The 19,006-nt window shown below is 54.7% G+C and carries 12 protein-coding genes; 11 read left to right on the plus strand and 1 reads right to left on the minus strand.

Features of this window, described 5'->3' with window-relative positions; genetic code table 11:
• Positions 1-76: 76 nt before the first annotated feature.
• The 4 genes from NSS83_RS03075 (at position 77) to NSS83_RS03090 (ending at position 5,580) form a co-directional block, all read left to right on the plus strand.
• On the plus strand, positions 77-1,069 hold the full coding sequence (locus tag NSS83_RS03075; protein WP_341185799.1) for an alpha/beta hydrolase: 993 nt from the start codon (positions 77-79) through the stop codon (positions 1,067-1,069).
• A gap of 155 nt (positions 1,070-1,224) precedes the next feature.
• Positions 1,225-2,727, plus strand: coding sequence for an N-acetylmuramoyl-L-alanine amidase (locus tag NSS83_RS03080; RefSeq protein WP_341185798.1), 1,503 nt, complete (start codon positions 1,225-1,227; stop codon positions 2,725-2,727).
• Between the two features lie 126 nt (positions 2,728-2,853).
• Entirely contained in the window at positions 2,854-4,098 is a 1,245-nt protein-coding gene (locus NSS83_RS03085) for an MFS transporter (RefSeq protein ID WP_341185797.1), read from the plus strand.
• A 147-nt stretch (positions 4,099-4,245) separates the two neighbouring features.
• Positions 4,246-5,580, plus strand: coding sequence for a hypothetical protein (locus tag NSS83_RS03090; protein WP_341185796.1), 1,335 nt, complete (start codon positions 4,246-4,248; stop codon positions 5,578-5,580).
• A 12-nt stretch (positions 5,581-5,592) separates the two neighbouring features.
• Here NSS83_RS03090 and NSS83_RS03095 read toward each other — a convergent pair whose 3' ends face one another.
• Positions 5,593-7,884, minus strand: coding sequence for an AraC family transcriptional regulator (locus NSS83_RS03095; protein WP_341347636.1), 2,292 nt, complete (start codon positions 7,882-7,884; stop codon positions 5,593-5,595).
• Positions 7,885-8,145: 261 nt separating this feature from the next.
• Here NSS83_RS03095 and NSS83_RS03100 point away from each other — a divergent pair, with 261 nt between their 5' ends.
• The 7 genes from NSS83_RS03100 (at position 8,146) to NSS83_RS03130 (ending at position 18,987) form a co-directional block, all read left to right on the plus strand.
• Entirely contained in the window at positions 8,146-9,114 is a 969-nt protein-coding gene (locus NSS83_RS03100; RefSeq protein WP_341185794.1) for an ABC transporter permease subunit, read from the plus strand.
• Between the two features lie 15 nt (positions 9,115-9,129).
• Positions 9,130-9,999 carry a carbohydrate ABC transporter permease gene (locus NSS83_RS03105; protein ID WP_341185793.1) on the plus strand — a complete coding sequence of 290 codons (870 nt, stop codon included), beginning with the start codon at positions 9,130-9,132 and terminating at the stop codon, positions 9,997-9,999.
• A gap of 43 nt (positions 10,000-10,042) precedes the next feature.
• Positions 10,043-11,611, plus strand: a complete 1,569-nt coding sequence (locus NSS83_RS03110; protein WP_341347637.1) for an extracellular solute-binding protein — start codon at positions 10,043-10,045, stop codon at positions 11,609-11,611.
• 75 nt (positions 11,612-11,686) lie between these two features.
• Entirely contained in the window at positions 11,687-14,743 is a 3,057-nt protein-coding gene (locus NSS83_RS03115) for a DNRLRE domain-containing protein (RefSeq protein ID WP_341347638.1), read from the plus strand.
• Positions 14,744-14,789: 46 nt separating this feature from the next.
• Positions 14,790-15,566, plus strand: coding sequence for a glucosamine-6-phosphate deaminase (locus NSS83_RS03120; protein ID WP_341185790.1), 777 nt, complete (start codon positions 14,790-14,792; stop codon positions 15,564-15,566).
• Positions 15,563-16,729 (plus strand): amidohydrolase family protein, encoded by a 1,167-nt coding sequence (locus NSS83_RS03125; protein WP_341185789.1) that lies wholly within the window; start codon positions 15,563-15,565, stop codon positions 16,727-16,729. The genes NSS83_RS03120 and NSS83_RS03125 overlap by 4 nt, the downstream gene beginning before the upstream one ends.
• A 278-nt stretch (positions 16,730-17,007) precedes the next feature.
• The gene (locus NSS83_RS03130) at positions 17,008-18,987 is read left to right on the plus strand and encodes a family 20 glycosylhydrolase (protein WP_341347639.1); all 1,980 of its coding nucleotides are present in this window, start codon (positions 17,008-17,010) and stop codon (positions 18,985-18,987) included.
• Positions 18,988-19,006: the final 19 nt, after the last annotated feature.

The following is a 19,006-nucleotide window of genomic DNA, read 5'->3' on the forward strand; positions in this document are numbered from 1 at the left end:
AGGACATCTTAAGCAAGTACACTCTTCATATACCGCTAAGGCGGATCAACAGAGATATAGACAGGAGAAGATGGATATGGCAGAGATGGCCGGAAAGAATAACGCTGAGACTAAGGGCCGCAAGAAGCGGCATTTATGGTTGAAAATAATCGGGGGCATTGTCGCAGCACTGGTATTGTTCATAGGCATCACGTATGTTGTCAATGCGATCAGCAACGGGAGCGAGAAGAAGAAGATTGAAACCTATGGCCAGTACGTCGAGGTAGACGGGAAAAAGATGAATGTGTCTATTCAAGGCAGCGGCAGGCAGACCATTGTCCTGCTGCCGGGGCAAGGAACTCCGTCGCCTGTGCTTGACTTTAAGCTGCTGATAGACCAATTGACCCCCTCCTACAAGGTGGTGGCCATCGAGCCTTTCGGTTACGGTCTTAGTGATGGAACGGATAAAGAAAGAACAACAGAGAATATCATCACTGAAATTCATGAGGCTGTGCAGCAGCTCGGGCTGAAGCGTTACATTCTGATGGGTCATTCCATTACAGGACTCTATGCCGTGTCATATGTGAATGCTTATCCGGATGAAGTGCAAGCCTTCGTAGGGATTGACAGCAGTGTTCCCAACCAGCCTGGCATGGATGTCAAATTGCCGCTGAAGGCGATGAAGTTTGCTAAAGATTCAGGTGTGATGCGGCTGCTAACAAAGTTGGGCGGAGATTCGTTTAAATCGCTTGACTATGATGAACGCACCAAAGAACAGATGAAATTCATCTCTGCCGTGCACGGCAATAATTCAACGCTGATGAATGAGCTTAGCCACCTCGGTTCCAATTTCAAAAACGGCTCAAAGCTGACATACCCGCAGGACCTGCCAATTCTGCTGTTCGCGCAATCCAATAACGAGCACAACAAGCAGTGGATTCCGCTGCATGAGGAGCAGGCGAAGCAGTCTGCACAGGGTAAATTGATCCCTATGGTAGGCTCCCATTACCTGCACCATACGAAGTACAAAGAAATCGCCGAAGAATTCAAGGAATACATGAAGACCGTTCAATTGAAGCAAGTCCAGTAAAGAGAATAGAATATTGCTATGCGGTACCCCACGGGGTGCCGCATTTTTATGTTTACCCAATTATAAATGTTCAATTCCGCAACCAATTCCATTTATTGGAGTCTAATTTAAGAATCAGCAATTCTACTATCAGATGAAATGGATGAGATGCACGCATGAAAAAATGTAGTTGGTTCCTCCTGCTGGCAGCGCTATTCTTGTGCTTCCCGCTCAGCGGACAGGCCAAAGCCGCTGCGAAGACAAGCCCCACGATTGTATTGGACGGTCAAGCCATCCCGATGCAAAAGAAAGACAAGGTTGAAATTGTTAACGGCAGTGTAATGGTTCCCCTGCGAATCATTGCAGAGAATATGGGAATGGGGGTCATCTGGAATCAACAGGTTGGAACCGTAACCATTCCGAAGGAATCCGGCAGCGTTGAACTAACCATTGGCCGCAAGGAGGCTTTAATCGATGGAACCTCCCATTCGCTGTCCACAGCGCCCCGCAACCTTAACGGAACCACGCTTGTCCCGTTAAGATTCATCAGCGAAGCCATGGGCGTCCAGGTGAGCTGGGACAACAGCCGCAAGGTGGTAGGCTTAACTTCAGCGGGAACTCCAGCAGCGCAGACGGATTCCGGGCCGGCTACAGATCCGGCCGTGATTGCTGCCCCATCAAATCCTGAAGGCACAGCTCCTCCGGCGGCCCTGCCCGTCATCGCAACAGGGACTTCAACGCTGAGCGGTCTCAGCTTCAGCGATAACCGCCTGATGCTTGCTTTTACCGGCGATGTCCAGCCGTCCGTACATACCGGAAACGAACCACTGCAGATCGTGGTGGAGCTTCCCTTAACGTCATTCTCCGCAGATTTCTTACAAACCGTCTTGTGGGATAGCAATACTCGGTCAGGGGAGCAGGCCATTACTGGAGTCCCGGGTGTCAGCAGGATGGCTTACGAGCTGTCAGGGACAGACGCTTCCACGGTACGGGTCACCCTGTTTTTGTCTGCTGTTATGCGTTACACCACTTATATAGAGGAGGACGCAGCCTACAGACTCCTGGTCGTTGACTTGAACCCCCTTTCACCGGAGCCTCTTCCTGTACAGCCGGTAACGCCGGTTCAACCTGGCAATGGCAAGAAAACTATTGTTATTGATGCCGGACATGGTGCTGCGGACCCCGGTACGATCGGAATCACCAAGACGCTGGAGAAGGACTTTAATCTGAGCGTGGCGCTCAAGGTGGAAGCCCTGCTGCTGCAGGATCCGGCCTTCCAGGTGGTAATGACACGCCGTGATGATACCTATCCCGCCAATAAAAGACGCGCAGAGATGGCCAATGAGCTTCAGGCGGATGCCTTTGTATCCATCCATGCCAATTCGGTCGAAGGACGGCCTGAGGTGCGCGGCACCGAATCCTATTATTACAGTCAAGAGAGCAGGGCTTTTGCTGATATCATGCACAAGCACCTGCAGGGGGCAACCGGCTTCACAGACCGCAAGGTTAAATACAACAAATTTATCGTATTGAAATATTCCAACATGCCAGCTACGCTGCTTGAGGTAGGCTTCTTGTCCAATGCTGCCGAAGAAGCCGCCCTGTTCTCCGATGATTTCCAGAACCGGGTAGCGGCTGCTATCGTAGCGGGACTGAAGGAATATTTCGGGGTGAATTGATCCACTCGGTCCCCGCATTTATAGCTTTAAAGATCGCGGTCCGCTCCGTATAATATAGACAGTGAAAGGAGAAACCAGCCTTAAGCAGCTGAGCGTATTCTATGGATAAATAGGAGGTTGAGAAGATTGAATCCGCATGAACATAGCGCGAATACGCCTGGCTTGTTCCGTAATCGCTTCCTGCAGACAATTTTATTATCGAGCGTGCTGCTGCAGATCGGGATCTGGGTGCGTAATTTTGCAATTCTGCTTTATGTTGCAGAAAGGACCAACAATGATCCCTACGCCATTTCGCTGATCAGCGTTGCTGAATTTGCGCCTATCTTTGTATTTTCCTTCATAGGAGGGACCTTTGCCGACCGCTGGAGGCCGAAGCGGACGATGATCTGGTGTGATTCCCTGTCTGCGGTATCGGTATTCGCCGTTCTGCTCAGCATTCACTTCGGTTCCTGGGAATCGGTGTATCTGGTCGCGTTCATCTCGGCTATTCTGTCGCAGTTCTCACAGCCTTCAAGCATGCGGTTATTTAAATTCCATGTGCCGGAGGAACAACTGCAGCAGGGGATGGCACTCTTCCAATCGCTGATGGCCATCTTCATGGTCCTTGGACCAATGTTAGGCACTTTCGTATACAGCACCTTCGGCCTTGAGATCTCCATCGCTGTAATGGGCGTGGCTTTTCTGCTGTCGGCACTTGTGCTTATTCGTCTGCCGGAGGATCATATGGAAGCCGGAACAGTTGCCGCGAAGGGGCAATTCCGTAAGGACTTCACCGAAGGCTTCCGGTATGTCTGGCAGAGTCAGGTACTGCGGATGCTCGGACTTGCGTTTGTACTGGCGGGACTTGCTGTAGGCGCATCCCAGGCATTGAATCTGTTCATCGTCACAGAGCGGCTGGGCAAGAGCGAAGAGTTCCTGCAATACATGCTTATGGTTAATGGTGCAGCCATGCTGATCGGGGGAGGGATCGTAGCCGCCTTCGCCAAAAAAGTTCCGCCCCAGCTGCTGCTCGCCATGGGGATGCTGGCAGGTGCCGTATGCACCACTATCGTCGGGTTCTCAACAAGTGTTCCGCTCACGCTCACGATCCAGTTCCTGAACGGGCTGATGTTCCCTTGCATTCATATCGGGATCAGCACAATGATTCTGAGATGGTCTAATAGCTCGATTGTCGGCCGGGTCAACGGGGTGCTGAATCCGATGTTCGTCGGGATGATGGTGGTATCCATGTCGCTGGCGGGTGCGCTCAAGAGTGCCTTTCCGCTCAGTACCATCTACAGCGGAGCCGGAATTCTGTTCCTCCTGGGCGCATTGATGATGTTGCCGATTATGAAACATAAGGCACCGGAGCAGGCACAGCCTGCACAATGAATAGGAAGCAGACAAGTGGAAACGGCTTAAGAGACCTGTCTAATGTCTAGGGATTAGTTCAGGTCTCTTTGTATTGCACCGGGAAATCTGCAACTATCTCCCATTTCTGCCGTCCAATAATTATAGAAGAAAGAAGGAGGTTTCAATGTGATAAAGCGAAAACTTCTAGTCCCGGCAGCAGCTATTTCTTTTATTCTGGCGCTGGCCGGCTGTACTGGCGAAGATAACAAAGAGAAAGCTCTTAACAGTAAGAGCTCTGCGCATCCTATTTCCAGCCCCAAAGACGACGTTAGTACGCAGACTATAACATCAAGCCTGGAAGATCTCATGTTCAGAGCGGAGAGGAACTCTGCCGGAGATCTTGTGGCCAGGCCGATAGGTCTGCCGGAAAACAACTATTCGCTAAGCGGAGGACCGGCCGTTGAATTGCAGGGGAAAAAATATCACACCATACATCTCTTTTTCGGAGACCATAACGCAATCAACGCATTAATATCCCATGATCCTGCTACGGATGAAGTACATGTAAGATGGAGTGATACATTGAACTCATCAGACAATCGCTGGAATAATTCATTTATGAGCAGTTACAATATGCTGTTTCCAATGGATGAAGACCGTCTGTTGTTTCTGGAATCGGAGTTGACGGAGAAAGCAGGGCAATACCACTTGTCCGCTTACAATATAAACACGGGAGCTATTGAACGGCTCCGCGAAGACTTTTGGCCGCTTACACCTGATTACGATTATATTTATAAGCAAGAATGGAGAGCAGATGAGCAAAAGCTTTTCCTGCAAAGCTACCTTGGAAATGTATGGATCTTTGATCTGAAGACAGGCAAGGATGATGTGCATCTATTGAAATATCCTGTCATTCCTCATTCGACGAGTGGAGCGCCTTCTCTCTTTCTTGCTCCAACGCTGGAGCGGTTTGTCCATGATGATGAGAGCGGACAATTGACATTCTACAATAATAAAGGCGTTGCGTTACGCAAGATAGCATTGCCCGCGAATCAATATGTGCCATCTGAGAAAATAAAGTGGAACCCGGCGGGGACCATTGCCTGGATGGATCAATCCTTGAATGACCGCAAGCGAATCCTGGATATCGATATTGATTATTTAAAAATAGCTCCGCAGGTCATACACTTCTACGATAAGGACGGGCTTCCGATTGCTTCCATTCAAGCGGAAGACAGCAATGAGGATTCGGCAGTGGAGGTTGCAGGATGGAGGGATGCTAATACTGCAGTGATGAAATCCTATACGTTAGTGCCTTCGCCCACGGGCTATTCAGCGCCGAAGGCGAAGGATACTTCTTACTTTCTCTATGATGTAAAAAACAACAAGAAGAAGGGAAGCTCTTCTAATTCTATACCGCCTGATACAACGGTTATTTCAGATCGTGAAGCCGTGGGCACAGGGAATAACGGAAACATTATTGTTAGTTATACGGAGATAACTTATAAAGACAGGAATTGAGATTCTCCCTCCTCATTCCTCCCCCGAAGCCGGAGCCTGGCCCGGCAGATCCCCGGCAGCCCGCTTGCGGTACTCACCAGGCGTTAAGCCGGAGGCACGCTTGAACATACGGATGAACGAGTTCACATTCTGGTAGCCGACCTGAAGCGCGATATCTTGGATGCGCAGGTCGATGTTCATCAGAAGAGCCTTGGCCCGCTCGATGCGTAAGTTGTTAAGATATTCGCTGAAGTTGATACCGGTCTTCTCCTTGAAGATGCTCGACAGATAGCCGGAGGTCAGATTCAGCTTGTCAGCTACGATGTTCAGAGTGATGTCTTCCCCGTAATGCTTATCCAGGTACTCCAGCACGAAGCTGATGACCGGATCCCGGGTCTCCGAGCCGCTGCGGACCGCCGCAAGCACCGGAGTCACAATCTCCCGGAGCCATTCACTATACTGCTGTGTGGAATAGAAGGCGGCCAACGGCTCACCGGACAGGGCCGCAAGCAGCCCGATTTCAAGCTCCGGCAAATTGAGCTTCTGGATTGTTTTGCCTGCCTGCTCTGCAACCCCCACAGCAAAAGCCCGGAAATCCTCCGCAGCGGCATCCTTATTCGACAGTTGCTCCAGCTGACGGTCTATCCAGCCGATGACCGCCTCTTCGCTGCCGGACTGCAGCAGATTATACAGCTCTTCCCCGTGTGTGACCTTCAGATGAAAGGCCTTGGCCGACGAGGCACGCGGCTCTACAATAATCTGTGTCTCCCCGTTCAGTCTGCGTTCCTTTAGCAGCTCGGACAAGTTATGGTAAACATCCGTAAACGGTGTTTCCCCTGAATATACCGGGCTGACCGCTATCGTAAGGTAGAGGGAAGGCTCCTCTGCCAGCAGCTCCTGCAGCGTGCCCAGTACTTGAAGAATGCTGCTCTGCGGACCGGGATCGAAGAGCAGCAGCAAGAGCAGATCCTGTTCGGGCTGCAAGGCGACGGTCTCGGATTCCTCCCCGGTGAACAGGCGCTGAATCAACTGCCATAGGGCCAGCGTATGCTGCTCCGGCTCCTCCGGCAGGCGGGTGAAGCTGAGCTTGAACAGGATGGAGGCATACGGCCGTTCGGAATGCAGCGCATCCTCCAGCTCGCTCAGGCTTGCGCCCAGCGGAATGTTTTTCACCTTATGGGTATACGCATACTGGCGGACCAGCGAATTCTTGTGCGCCAGATCGTTCTGGATGAACCGGTTGTTCTCCAGGATCGAGCTCAGGCGGTCGCCGATAATGGCGAACTCCTTAACGCTGCTCACCTTGCCGGGAGCTCCGCCGGATTTGCGGTCGAACGTGGCGATCAGGCGCTGGAGCGGCTGGTTCAGCCGGTAGCTGAACAGGAGGGAGAACAGGAGGCTGACCAGTACCGCAGCAGCGAGCAGAACGGCGAGCAGCAGCCGCATGCCGCGCAGCCCGCTCGCAATGGCGGCAACCTCGGTGACCCGGACGTAGGTGAAGCCGGTCTGTGCCCCTTTTTGATAGAAATAATAGTTATCCCCGATCCGCTCATGTGAGTTTGCAGTAACGGCATACTCTAGAGCTGGCAGCTCCGTCTCTGTGGTGGAGAAGAGCAGACGGTCCTGCGCATCCATTATATAGAAGGGATTCTTCCCGGCATCACCATACGCCTGCTCCAGCCGCTGCGGATTCAGCATCACAATGCCGTAGACCTCTTCGTAAGGAATAGCCTTGATCATGACCGGCATCAGCCGTCCGAGCGGACGCGAGGAGTTCATCGTAGTCTCTGTGAAGGAGGCGGCAGGGAGGACCTTCAGATATTGGTTGTCCATGGACTGGCGGCTCCAGAAGTCCGCCGGATATTCCCCGCTGTAATAATACTTGCCGAACATATCAGCCGCGGTACTCAGCCCCTCTTTCTCAAGCACATAGTCCTCCGCCTTGAAGTACAGAATGAAATTCTCAATATGCAGAAAAGGATTTCCGTACAGCGTCATCAGATCCGACTTGACCTCATTTAGAATATCATAACGCCGGTTCTCCTTCAGATGGCTGAGAATGCCCAGGTTGGCCGTCCACGTATCCGACTGGGTCAGCGCCAGAATCATATTCTGGGTCAGCCGGAAGTGATTCTCGTATCCCTCCACCGTCTGCTTCAGACTCTGCTCGTTCTGCCGGACTACCTCCTGATAGACCTTCCCGCTAAGATATAGATGAGAGAACAGATTGAATGAAGCCAGCAGCAGGATAACGCTCAAGAAGCTGAGCATGAGCTTAACGAACAGGCCGCTAAGGGCAAATTGGCTGGTAAGCGGTCTCTTCATAGGTATTCCCCCTTCAGTTACAGCCGCTTGGTTGTCGTTTTATCCTATCATAGCGGCCCAAAGCTGACACGCACAATATGCACTTTTACCGATTTATACACCTTAACCGGGAAATATGCAGATCGGAAGAAAAGTTATATAACATGCTGATAGCGCTTCCCAAAGCAATGCCGCTATAATTCGGAGACAAACCCCGGAAGCAGAGGGGAAGTTAGCTGACATTAAGTGAGCTGCATCATTAAGAACAAGAGGGGAATGCCTATGGCTCAAACGAGTGTAGTACCTGACAATTTGCGAGAGGAATTGAAAGATCCTTACCGGCGTCAAGGGCGTCTGCTGCGGACCTGGAACCATAACAAAACACTATGGCTGCTGTTCCTGCCGTGCCTGCTGTACTATCTGATTTTCCGCTATGCACCGATGTTCGGCCTCGTCATTACGTTTAAGGATTATAATCTGTTTAAAGGAATCTGGGCCAGTGACTGGGTGGGGTTCAAGTATTACCGGATGTTTTTTGAGAATCCTGACTTTTGGCCGCTGATGAAGAATACTCTGCTCCTGGGCCTATACAAGCTGGTGTTCGGTTTCCCGGCTCCGGTGATCCTGGCGATTCTGCTGAATGAAGTCCGTAAGGCCGCGTTCAAAAAATTCGTGCAGACCGTCAGCTATCTGCCGCATTTCATCTCAAATGTCATTGTGGCGAGCATGGTTATTATGTTCCTGTCACCGACCGGCGGCCTGATTAACAATCTGCTGGGCACCTTCGGGATTGGACCGGTTAACTTCATGAATGAGCCGGGAATGTTCCGGGGTATCTATGTCCTGTCGGAGATCTGGCAGCATATCGGCTGGGAGACCATCATCTATCTGGCGGCATTGACGGCAATCGATCCGCAGCTCTATGAAGCAGCCGACATGGACGGGGCCAGCCGGATGCGCAAAATATGGCATGTCACACTGCCCGGCATCTCACCGGCGATTGTCATCACGCTGATTCTGAATATCGGCAAGGTGCTGGAGATTGGCTTCGAGAAGGTGTTCCTCATGCAAAACCCGGCGATCTACGATACGGCCGACATCATCAGCACGTATGTGTACCGGGTCGGGATGGAGCAGGGGAACTTCAGCTACGGTGCCTCCATTGACCTGTTCATGGGCATTATCAGCCTGATCTTCATCTATAGCGCCAATTACATCAGCCGCCGTGTCAGTGAGACAAGTCTATGGTAGAGGAGGGGTGTGGTGATGAGATCACCGAGAATTTCCTGGTTTAATGTGATCAGCACGTTCTTTCTGCTGGTGGTTGTGATAATTACGCTCTACCCGTTCCTGCACATGCTTGCGGTGTCTCTGAGCAGCGATGTCAATGTCATCAAGAACACGGTTTCGTTCTGGCCCAAGGGCTTCAATGTGAAGATGTACGAGCTGGTGCTGGGAGACCCGAAGATCTGGACGGCCTATAAAAACACGCTGATCTACACCGTGCTCGGCACGCTGATCTCGCTGGTGGTTACGTCTACCGGAGCCTATGCGCTCTCCCGCCGGGATATGGCGCTGCGCAGGACCTTCACCATGCTGATCGTCGTCACGATGTTCTTCAGCGGCGGGATGATCCCGACCTTCCTTGTGGTCCGCTCCCTGGATATGGTGGATACTGTGTGGGGCATGGTGCTGCCGGGCGCGGTCAGCACCTGGAATCTGATTCTGATGCGGACCTTCTTCTCCGGCATTCCCAAGGAGCTGGAGGAATCCGGGCGAATGGACGGATTGAATGATATCGGGATATTCATGCGTATTATCATTCCGCTGTCGAAGGCTTCCTTCGCTACTATTGCTTTATTTTATGCGGTGGGCATGTGGAATAACTTCATTTATCCGCTCCTGTATCTGCGCACCCCGGACCTGTTCCCGCTTCAGGTGCTGCTCCGAAATCTGGTGCTGGCAGGAAGCGCAAGCTCCGGGGATGTAACCGGCATCGGAGGAGACAATCAGGTGGTTGAAGAGTCGCTTAAATATGCAACGATTATGGTCTCTACGCTGCCGATCCTCACGGTATATCCGTTTGTTCAGAAGTATTTTGTCAAAGGCGCCATGATCGGTGCAGTGAAGGGCTGATCCGGCCCTGAACCATAACTACTACTTAAGGGAGAGATGAAGAATGAACAAATGGAAGTCTGTAATGCTGCCCCTCGCGGCAGCGGCAATACTGGTGAGCGGCTGCAGCGGGGGCAATAACAATAATGCCTCACCTGCTGCCACGGCTGCACCGGGCGGAGAAGCTGGGGCCGCCACTGCGGGAGCGAAGCAGGCACATACCTTCACCGCACTCCTGGACAACAACCCAACCTTTCCGTATTCCAAGGACTGGCCGGTGTGGGGCTGGATCAAGGACCAGACCGGCGCCACCCTGGAGGTGCAGACCCCATCCGGGAAGCTGGCTGAAGCGCTGAACCTGGCGGTGGCCTCCAATGCGCTGCCGGATCTGATGTATATGCCCAACCGCAAGGAATCGAACAAGTTCGGCCAGCAGGGGGCACTCGTAGACCTGATGGAGTACATGGACAAGCTGCCGAATCTGACCGCCTGGATGAAGCAATACCCGGATGAGGCGAAAGCCGCACTCTCCGCTGACGGCAAAATGTACATGTTCCCGAACCAGGGCTTCGGAGAGACGAACCGGATGATCTGGATGTACCGCCAGGATGTTTTTGACAAAGAAGGGATTAAGGCTCCCGCTACCTATGATGAGCTGCATACGGCTCTGAAGACGCTCAAGGCGAAATACCCGGACAGTTACCCGCTGTCGGTCCGTTACGGCCAGATCCCGGATGAGATGAATGCGAATATGACGGTTAACTATAGGACAGGCGAAGGGGCTTACTACGATTTCGATGCAAAAGAATGGCGCTATGGGCCGACAGAGGACAGCTACAAGGAAATGGTCGGCATGTGGAAGCAGTTCTATGACGAAGGGCTGATTCCGCCGGACTTCCTCTCGCTGCAAACCAAGCAGTGGCAGGACATGGTGTCCACCGGCAAATCTTTTGTAACCGTGGATTATATCAGCCGGGTGGACTTCTTCAATAATGCGATGCGCAAGGAGAATCCGGAATTCAATATGCAGTTCATGGCTCCTCCCGCAGGGCTTGAAGGCGGCAAGCAGCTGAACCCTTACTTCCATTACATGGAGGGTGGCCTGACGGTAGCTTCAACCTCCAAGAATATCGAAGATATCATGAGTTATATGGACTTTTTCTATTCGGAAGAAGGCCGGACGCTCAGCAGCTGGGGTGTGGAAGGCGAGACGTATGTGAAGGAAGGCGAGACGATCAAGTTCAAGCCGGAATTCACCGATGTGATTGAAATGCGGAAGCAGACGGGACTTCAGACCAGCGGAACGTATACGTGGATTGACTTCAATGCCCATCTGTCCCTGTTCTCGGCTGACCTGAAGCATGCTTATGAAGAGGCTGTCAAGTATGATCCGGCCAACATGCAGCCGCGTCCGGCCTTCACCGAGAAGGAGAATGAAGTCATCTCGATCACCGGACAGGCGATCAAGAAGCACCGCGATGAGAGCTTCGCCAAGTTCGTGACCGGCTCCCGCAAGCTGGCGGACTGGGATAAATATGTTGAGGAGATCAATAATCTGGGCGTCGACAAGCTGCTCTCGACTTACAAGGAGGCGTATGACCGCGTTCAGAATATTCAATTAAGCAGCAAGTAATTGCAGGACAGAACCGCTGAAGCACAGGCAAGGCATTCAGGGTATTCGCTTGACCATTATAAGGAGGCGCCGCTTATGAAGCAATGGCTGCAGGGCTCTGGTAACCCGTTTGGATGGATTCTATCGGTGTTAGGTCTGATTGTTGTACTCTCAGCAGTGGCGGTCCCGGGCACAGCCCGGGCCGCAGGCACCATTACACTGGATGAACCGCCTGGGGGATACGCTTCCTCCGGCGGGCCGGTTGAAGTCAGCGGCACCTATACCGGACTGTATGATGTCCGGCTGTATGCGAACGGGACGGCACAGTTCGAGGCGCTGCTGGATGACCCGGACGGGGATGACAGCGGCAGCTGGTCTTATACGCTCGACACCTCCCGGTATAACGGTCCGGTGGAGCTGGTGGCCCGCGGGCTGGATACCACCACCCGCTACGGGGTGTGGAGTCCGTCTGTCACCCTTGAGGTGAACAACCCAGCAGGCGTTGCACCAGTGGTGACGATTACGGGTCCGGATGAAGGGATTGCTGTGACCGGATTGGTGACGGTCACCGTTCAGGCAGAATCGGCTACGCCGGTCTCCGCCGTGCAGGTCCGGGTGAACCGGGGCCCTTGGCAACAGGCTGCGTATAACGGCACGGAATATGTATATGCCTGGAATACGGCGGGCATCGGCGACCGCACGGTCAGCCTGGAGGCCCGGGCCGCGAATGCGCCGGGACGTTACGGCTACAGTCCGACCGTCTATGCGCAGGTCGGTGCCGGTACCCACGATCCGGCAATTCCCCTGCCGGATCAGGACCGGGCGATGTGGATCTGGGAGCCGGAGAGCTATAAGCTGCTGCTGAATCCAGGCTCGCGCGAAGTACTGGAGTCCTTCGTTACGGATACCACGACCTTCGGTTCAGAGCCGGTCACGACCCTGTATCTGGCCGTGGGCAACTACGCCGGCTACCGGGCGCTGGAGGAGCAGGAGGATGAGCTGCGATCCTTCATGCGCTGGGCGCATGAGCGGAACTTAAATGTTCATGCCCTTGTGGCGGGCGGAACCTCCCCGGCTTATATGGGCGCATACGAGCGCTATCATAGTCATGCCATCCGTGAGATCGAGCAGATTATCAACTACAATCTTGCAGCGGCCGAAGATGAGAAGTTCGATGGAATCAATGTGGACATCGAGCCGTATATATCCCCGGACTTCAAAGATCCAAGCAAATTTCTGCAAAAGGAATACCTGGATGGCCTGCGTAAAATGATTGACCGCCGGGATACAGCCGGTATCCGGCTGCCCTTTGGCCCGGCTGTGCCTAAATGGTATGACTCCTCTGAGCAGGGGGCGAATATCCAGTGGAACGGCACAACGAAATGGCTGTCCGAGCATATCCAGGATATCTCTGATTATATCTCCATCATGGATTACCGGGATTCCGCAGACGGAACGGCCGGTATCATTGCCGGAGCTGCCGGTGAGCTGGCCTATGCCGAAGCCATCGGCAAGCCGAATTCTGTAGTCATTGGAGTGGAGACGCTGGATATTGCCAACAGCGGCGACCCGGAGACGATCACCTTCCTGGAAGAAGGGCTCACGCATATGGAAGCCGAGCTGGACAAGGTCTATGCCGCTTCCGGGCTGAGCAGCGCCTTCGGCGGAATCGCTGTCCATCACTATGATTCCTACCGGGCCCTGCCTTCGTATTGGGGACCGGGCGGCGTTTTCTGGACAGCACCGGAAGATCATGAAGCCCCGTCCGCCCCTGCGGGTACGCCAACCGCTGTTGCCAGTGACTATCAGAGCATAAGACTGAATTACGGAATGGCTACTGACAATTTAGAGGTAGACCGCTACGTTATCTACCGCAGTACGGTCCCCGGCTTCACGCCAACCTCGGCGGATATCGCCGGACTTGCCCGGAGCCTGAATTATCAGGACAAGGGACTGCTCCCGGACACCACCTACTATTACCGGGTGGCTGCCCGCGATCTGGCGGGCAATATCGGCCCGTTATCCGGTGAAGTGTCTGCTGTCACCGGCAGTACGGCGCTTAAGCCGTTGATTGTGACGGATATGCAGCTCTCCTACACTGGTACCGCTGCGGCAGCTTCGATGAAGGTGCGCGATTATGCCACAGGGGAAGTGCTTACAGGAGCTGCAATAGAAGGCCGCTTCACGTATTCGGCGGGCCGTTATGCAGCGGCAGTTACGGGCGCGGATGGACGGGCAGCCTTCACCTCGGAGGCGATTCCGACCGGCCGTCAAGCCGGGTTCGAGCCGAGAAGAGTTCAGGCTCCCGGTTATTACTACGCCAGCGCCCATGACCTGCCGCACACCACGGCGCTGCTGCCGCATGGCGGGCTTAGCGGATTAACGTTATCGGCAGGAGTGTGGGACAAGCCTTTCGCGGCGGGTGACAAGGCCTATACCGTAACAGTCAACAGCAATGTATCTTCGTTACAGATCACCCCGGTTACCGCCAAGGCATCGGATGCAGTACGGATTAACGGGATGACTGTGGCATCGGGAACGGCCGCGTCCGTTACGATCGGGTCAGAGCCTGCTGATGTGCCGGTCTTAGTCTATCACAAGGATGGAACCGTGGATCTGTATCTGCTGCGTATCGAGAAAAGTGCTCTGGCAGATCCGGTGGTTCCGGTGACCATGGATGCTTATGTCCATGAGCATCAGCCCTCCGTTAATTTCGGGCAGGAGCCTGTGCTGGAGATTGCCGATCTGCCGAATGCACAGGGCGGAGGGGACCGCATCGCCTTCATGAAGGCTGAACTGAATCTCTCCGGGACAGCGGTGCAGACCGTAACTATGAACGTGTATGTCACTGCTGCCCCGGCTTCTCCGGTTACCCTTGCACTGAAAGGGTACACTGGAGCGCAGTGGACCGAGAACGGCATTACGTGGAATAACCGTCCCGTCAGCGGCGGAACTAACCTCGGAACGGTCCGGGTCACCGGGGCTGGGTTGTACAGTGCGGATGTAACTTCTTATGTGCTTACGGCAACGGCAGCGGGGCTTACACCAACCTTCCAGTGGAGTGATCCTAATACATCGGGAATCGTTGTAACGCTGGCCAGTTCAGAGAATTCGGATAACAAGCCTTATTTGTTGGTTAATAGCGGAATGTAAAAGAGAGGGGGCGGTCTTTCCGCCCCCATAAGGAGGAGGGCTCATCATGGAAGAGAGGTTCATTCCGGCAGAGGAGCATTTAGTAGAGCGTATTCGTGTTCTCGTCTATAACGAGCGCAGCCAGATGGGAGCAGCGGCCGCAGGAGCGGTCGGGCGTAGCATCAGAGACTTGCAGAAGCAGTCCACGACTCCGGTCCGTATCGTATTTGCAGCGGCTCCGTCACAGAATGAGTTGTATGAAGGGCTGGTGAAGGAACAGGGGATTGACTGGTCCCGGGTACACGCTTTTCATATGGATGAATATATCGGCCTGCCGGAAGACGCCCCCCAGCGCTTCGGCAACTACCTGCTGGAACGGTTGTTCAGCAGAGTTAATCCCGGACGGATCGAGCTGCTAGGCCGGTCGGGCAATATTGAAGAGGAGTGCCAGAGATACGCAGCGCTGCTGAATGAAGCGCCTATTGATATCGTCTGTCTCGGCATCGGGGAGAACGGGCATATTGCGTTCAATGATCCGCCTGTAGCCGATTTCGCCGATCCGCTTGTTGTTAAGGCGGTCGAATTAGACGAAGCCTGCCGGACACAGCAGGTAAATGACGGCTGCTTCGCCAGCCTGGACGATGTACCTACCCATGCGCTGACGCTGACCGTGCCTGCCCTGATGGCAGGCCGCCATCTGTTCGCCATTGTTCCCGGCTTGGCTAAGAGGGCCGCGCTTCAGGCTGCGCTTCATGGTCCGATAAGTACCGCGTGTCCGGCGAGCGTACTGCGGACACATCCCGCCATTACGCTGTTCACGGACCGGGATGCCTTCAGCTCATGAACGGTGTGATTTCGGGAAGACATTACAGAACCGGCCTGCCGCTTGAGGTCCACGTTAACGGTGGAGTTATTGAAGCGGTTCATACGCTGGCCGAGAACCCGCATATGGCAGATTGGCCCTGGCTTGCGCCGGGGCTGGTCGATTTGCAGGTGAACGGCGGCTGGGGCCTGGACTTCAATACGCTGCCGCTTGTACCGGAGACTGTAGCCGGACTCTCACGCCGCCTGCTGGCCCGGGGAGTCACCTCGTATTGCCCGACCCTTATAACCAATGGGCCGGACCAGCTTACCCTGGCGGCGTCCGCGATTGCTGAAACCGTGCGGACACAGCCGGATATCGCCGGGCTGATCGCAGGCATCCATCTGGAGGGGCCTTTCCTGTCGCCGGAGGATGGTCCGCGCGGGGCGCATCCCCTGGAGCATATCTGCCCGCCTGACTGGGAAGCCTTCTGTCGCTGGCAGGAAGCGGCGGAGGGGCTGATCCGGATTATCACTGTGTCACCCGAATGGCCGGGGGCCGCAGCCTTCATCTCCCAGTGCAGCGCCACCGGCGTCCGGGTATCCATTGGGCACACGGCCGCGTCGCCGGAGCAGATCCGGGAAGCGGTGGCTGCAGGCGCGGTGATGTCCACTCATCTGGGCAACGGAACACACCTTACACTCCCGCGCCATCCCCACTATCTGTGGGAGCAGTTGGCTGCCGATGAGCTGTACGGCTGCATAATTGCCGACGGCTGCCACCTGCCGGATGCGCTGCTGAAGGTGATTCTGCGGGTCAAGCAGAGCCGGGCGATTCTCGTCAGCGATGCCGTCTCGCTGAGCGGCATGGCACCGGGGGCTTACCGGCTGCATATCGGCGGCGACGTGGTGCTGACGCCGGAAGGGCGGCTGCATCTGGCCGGCCATCCGCGGCTGCTGGCCGGTTCGGCCATGATGCTGGCGGACCAGGTGGCCTACCTGGCCCGGGCCGGGCTGGTGCCGCTTGCGGACGCGCTCGATTGCGCTTCGCTTCATCCGGCCCGGCTGCTGGGCCTTCCGCAGGCTGCCGGACTTACCGCAGGCAGGCCTGCGGATCTGATCGGCTTCCGCAAGGGCGGCGGTGGAGACCTGGAGATCCAAGCGGTATGGAAGAACGGCCGGCTTGCAGCGGCCGAGAAGCATTAGGCGGCGCGGTAGCCCATTGTAATCGGAAAACCGATTACAATCAGACTGTGAGCAGCGCGTAGGCCCAATGTAATCGGAAAACCGATTACAATCAGACCGTGGGCGGCGCATAGGCCGATTGTAATCGAAAAACCGATTACATTCGGACTGTGAGCGACGCGTAGGCCCAATGTAATCGAAAAACCGACTACATTCGGACTGTGAGCGACGCGGTAGCTTCGCCTTATTGATCCGATCCATAAATTTAACCAGACGAGGTACTAGGAGGAGAGAGAGCGATGCTTAGCTTAATACCCGAGCCGAAGCAGATAAGGATGACAGAGAAGGAACCATGGCGGGCAGGCGGGGAAGTCCGTCTGCGGCTGGTCATGGAAGTGGATGACCCCCGGCTGGTGCTTCATTGCCGGCGGGCTTTTCCCGGCCGGGAAGTCACCTCTGCCGCTCCGGAAGCAGGTGAGGGATACTCGCTGCTGATTGAGGGGTTTGCAGAAAGTAAGGAAACTGAGAGCATTGGGAGTACTGAGAGTACTGAGAGTACTGAGAGCACTGAGAGTACTGGGAGCACTGGGATCACTTCGGCGCACACTGAACCCGGAGCTTCCGGGCAGGATGCCGCATGGGCAGCGCCTGGAGAAGCCGGATGGAATAACGTCAGGACTTCAGCTCCTGATCTTAATGAGGCGGACCTGTCCGCGCTGAAGGGCCGGACGGAAGGCTACTGGCTGGAGGTTAGCGCAAGCGGTGTGATCATCCGCGCACTGGACGCTCCAGGGCTCTATTACGGCTTGCAGACGCTGCTGCAATTGCAGAGCCTGCACGGTGATAGCGATATTCCGGCGGTGTCCATTACGGATTGGCCCGATACGGAGCTTAGGGTGATGAATTTCGATCTGCGACAGACCTTCTCGAAGCCGGAGCGGCTGACCCTATATCTGGCTGATTTCTCACGCTATAAGACAAATGCGGTGCTCATTGAATACGAGGACAAATTCCCGTTCAGCACGTACCGGGAATTCGCCCATCCGCAGCATGCGCTTAGCCGGGAACAGCTGGAGGCGCTCCAGGCTGCGGCCCATGAGCATTATATCGAGATTATCCCGCTGCAGCAGAGCTTCGGCCATCTGGAGTATGTGCTCCGCCATGATGCCTGGAAGCATCTGCGGGAGACCGAAGAGTCTACAGGCGAGATCTGCCCATCCCATCCGCAGACATATGAGCTGATTACCGGCCTGCTTGCGGAGATGATGGACGCCCATCCCGGATCGCGTTACATCCATCTCGGCTGTGACGAGGTGTACAGCCTGTGTGAATGTGAAGTGTGCAGCAAGGAGTTCGACGGTGTGCGAGAGCGTGCCTTCATCTCCTTCCTGAATCGTCTGATCGAATTCACGGCCAGCCGGGGACGGCAGCCGATCTTCTGGCATGACATGCTGGACAAATACCCGCCCGCAGAGCTGGCGAAGCTTGATCCGCGCAGCGCAGCGATGATCTGGATCTATAACGGCCGCAACATCAAACATGAAGTCACTTCCCTGACCCATAAGTTCAGAGCGCTTGGCATTGAGGTGATGGGTGCTCCTGCGGTCCGCAGCTTCGACTGGGCGGAGCATCAGAACTACCCGGTGATTGATAACCGGACCGACAATCTGCTGCAGTGGGCAGAGACCGCAGAGCAATTGGATATCCGCTGTATGGTGGCAACGAACTGGACGGGTCCCTTCAGCCTTGGCGTTCCTTATGGCGTGTTCGAGACCACCTGGTACCCGATGCTCCTTCATGCCGATCTCGCCTGGAACCGGCGTGCGGATGCCGATACGTTCATCGACCGCTTCCTGGAGCTGTTCCATGGTATCTCACCCGAGACAGGCCATGCACAGCTTGGCAATTACCTGTTGGAGGATTACTACGATATCATCTGGAAGCTGCTTGATAATGTCCAGAGGAATAAGGATTACGCCGAGCTAATCGCAATTATGCATGATTTTGAGGTGGCGACCGACCGTTCCAGGGCAATCCACAAGTATGCCTACCGCTGGGAGCTGTACCCCGGCGACAGCGCGGAATGGCGCTCTCTGCTGAACAATTACACACGTAACCATAACGGACGCGAAGACGTCCGGCCCCGGATGCTGGAGGCACTTATGCAATACCAGCCCCCGGATATGGCTGAGCATTTCGTCACATCGCGTTTCTATCTGCATGATTATCTGGAGCGGACACTCTATCAGGAGCTGGGACTTGTCCACAGCGAGGGTTAGCCAACAAACCGACAGGAGG

This window comes from Paenibacillus sp. FSL H3-0469, assembly GCF_038051945.1.
Classification (GTDB): domain Bacteria; phylum Bacillota; class Bacilli; order Paenibacillales; family Paenibacillaceae; genus Paenibacillus_AQ.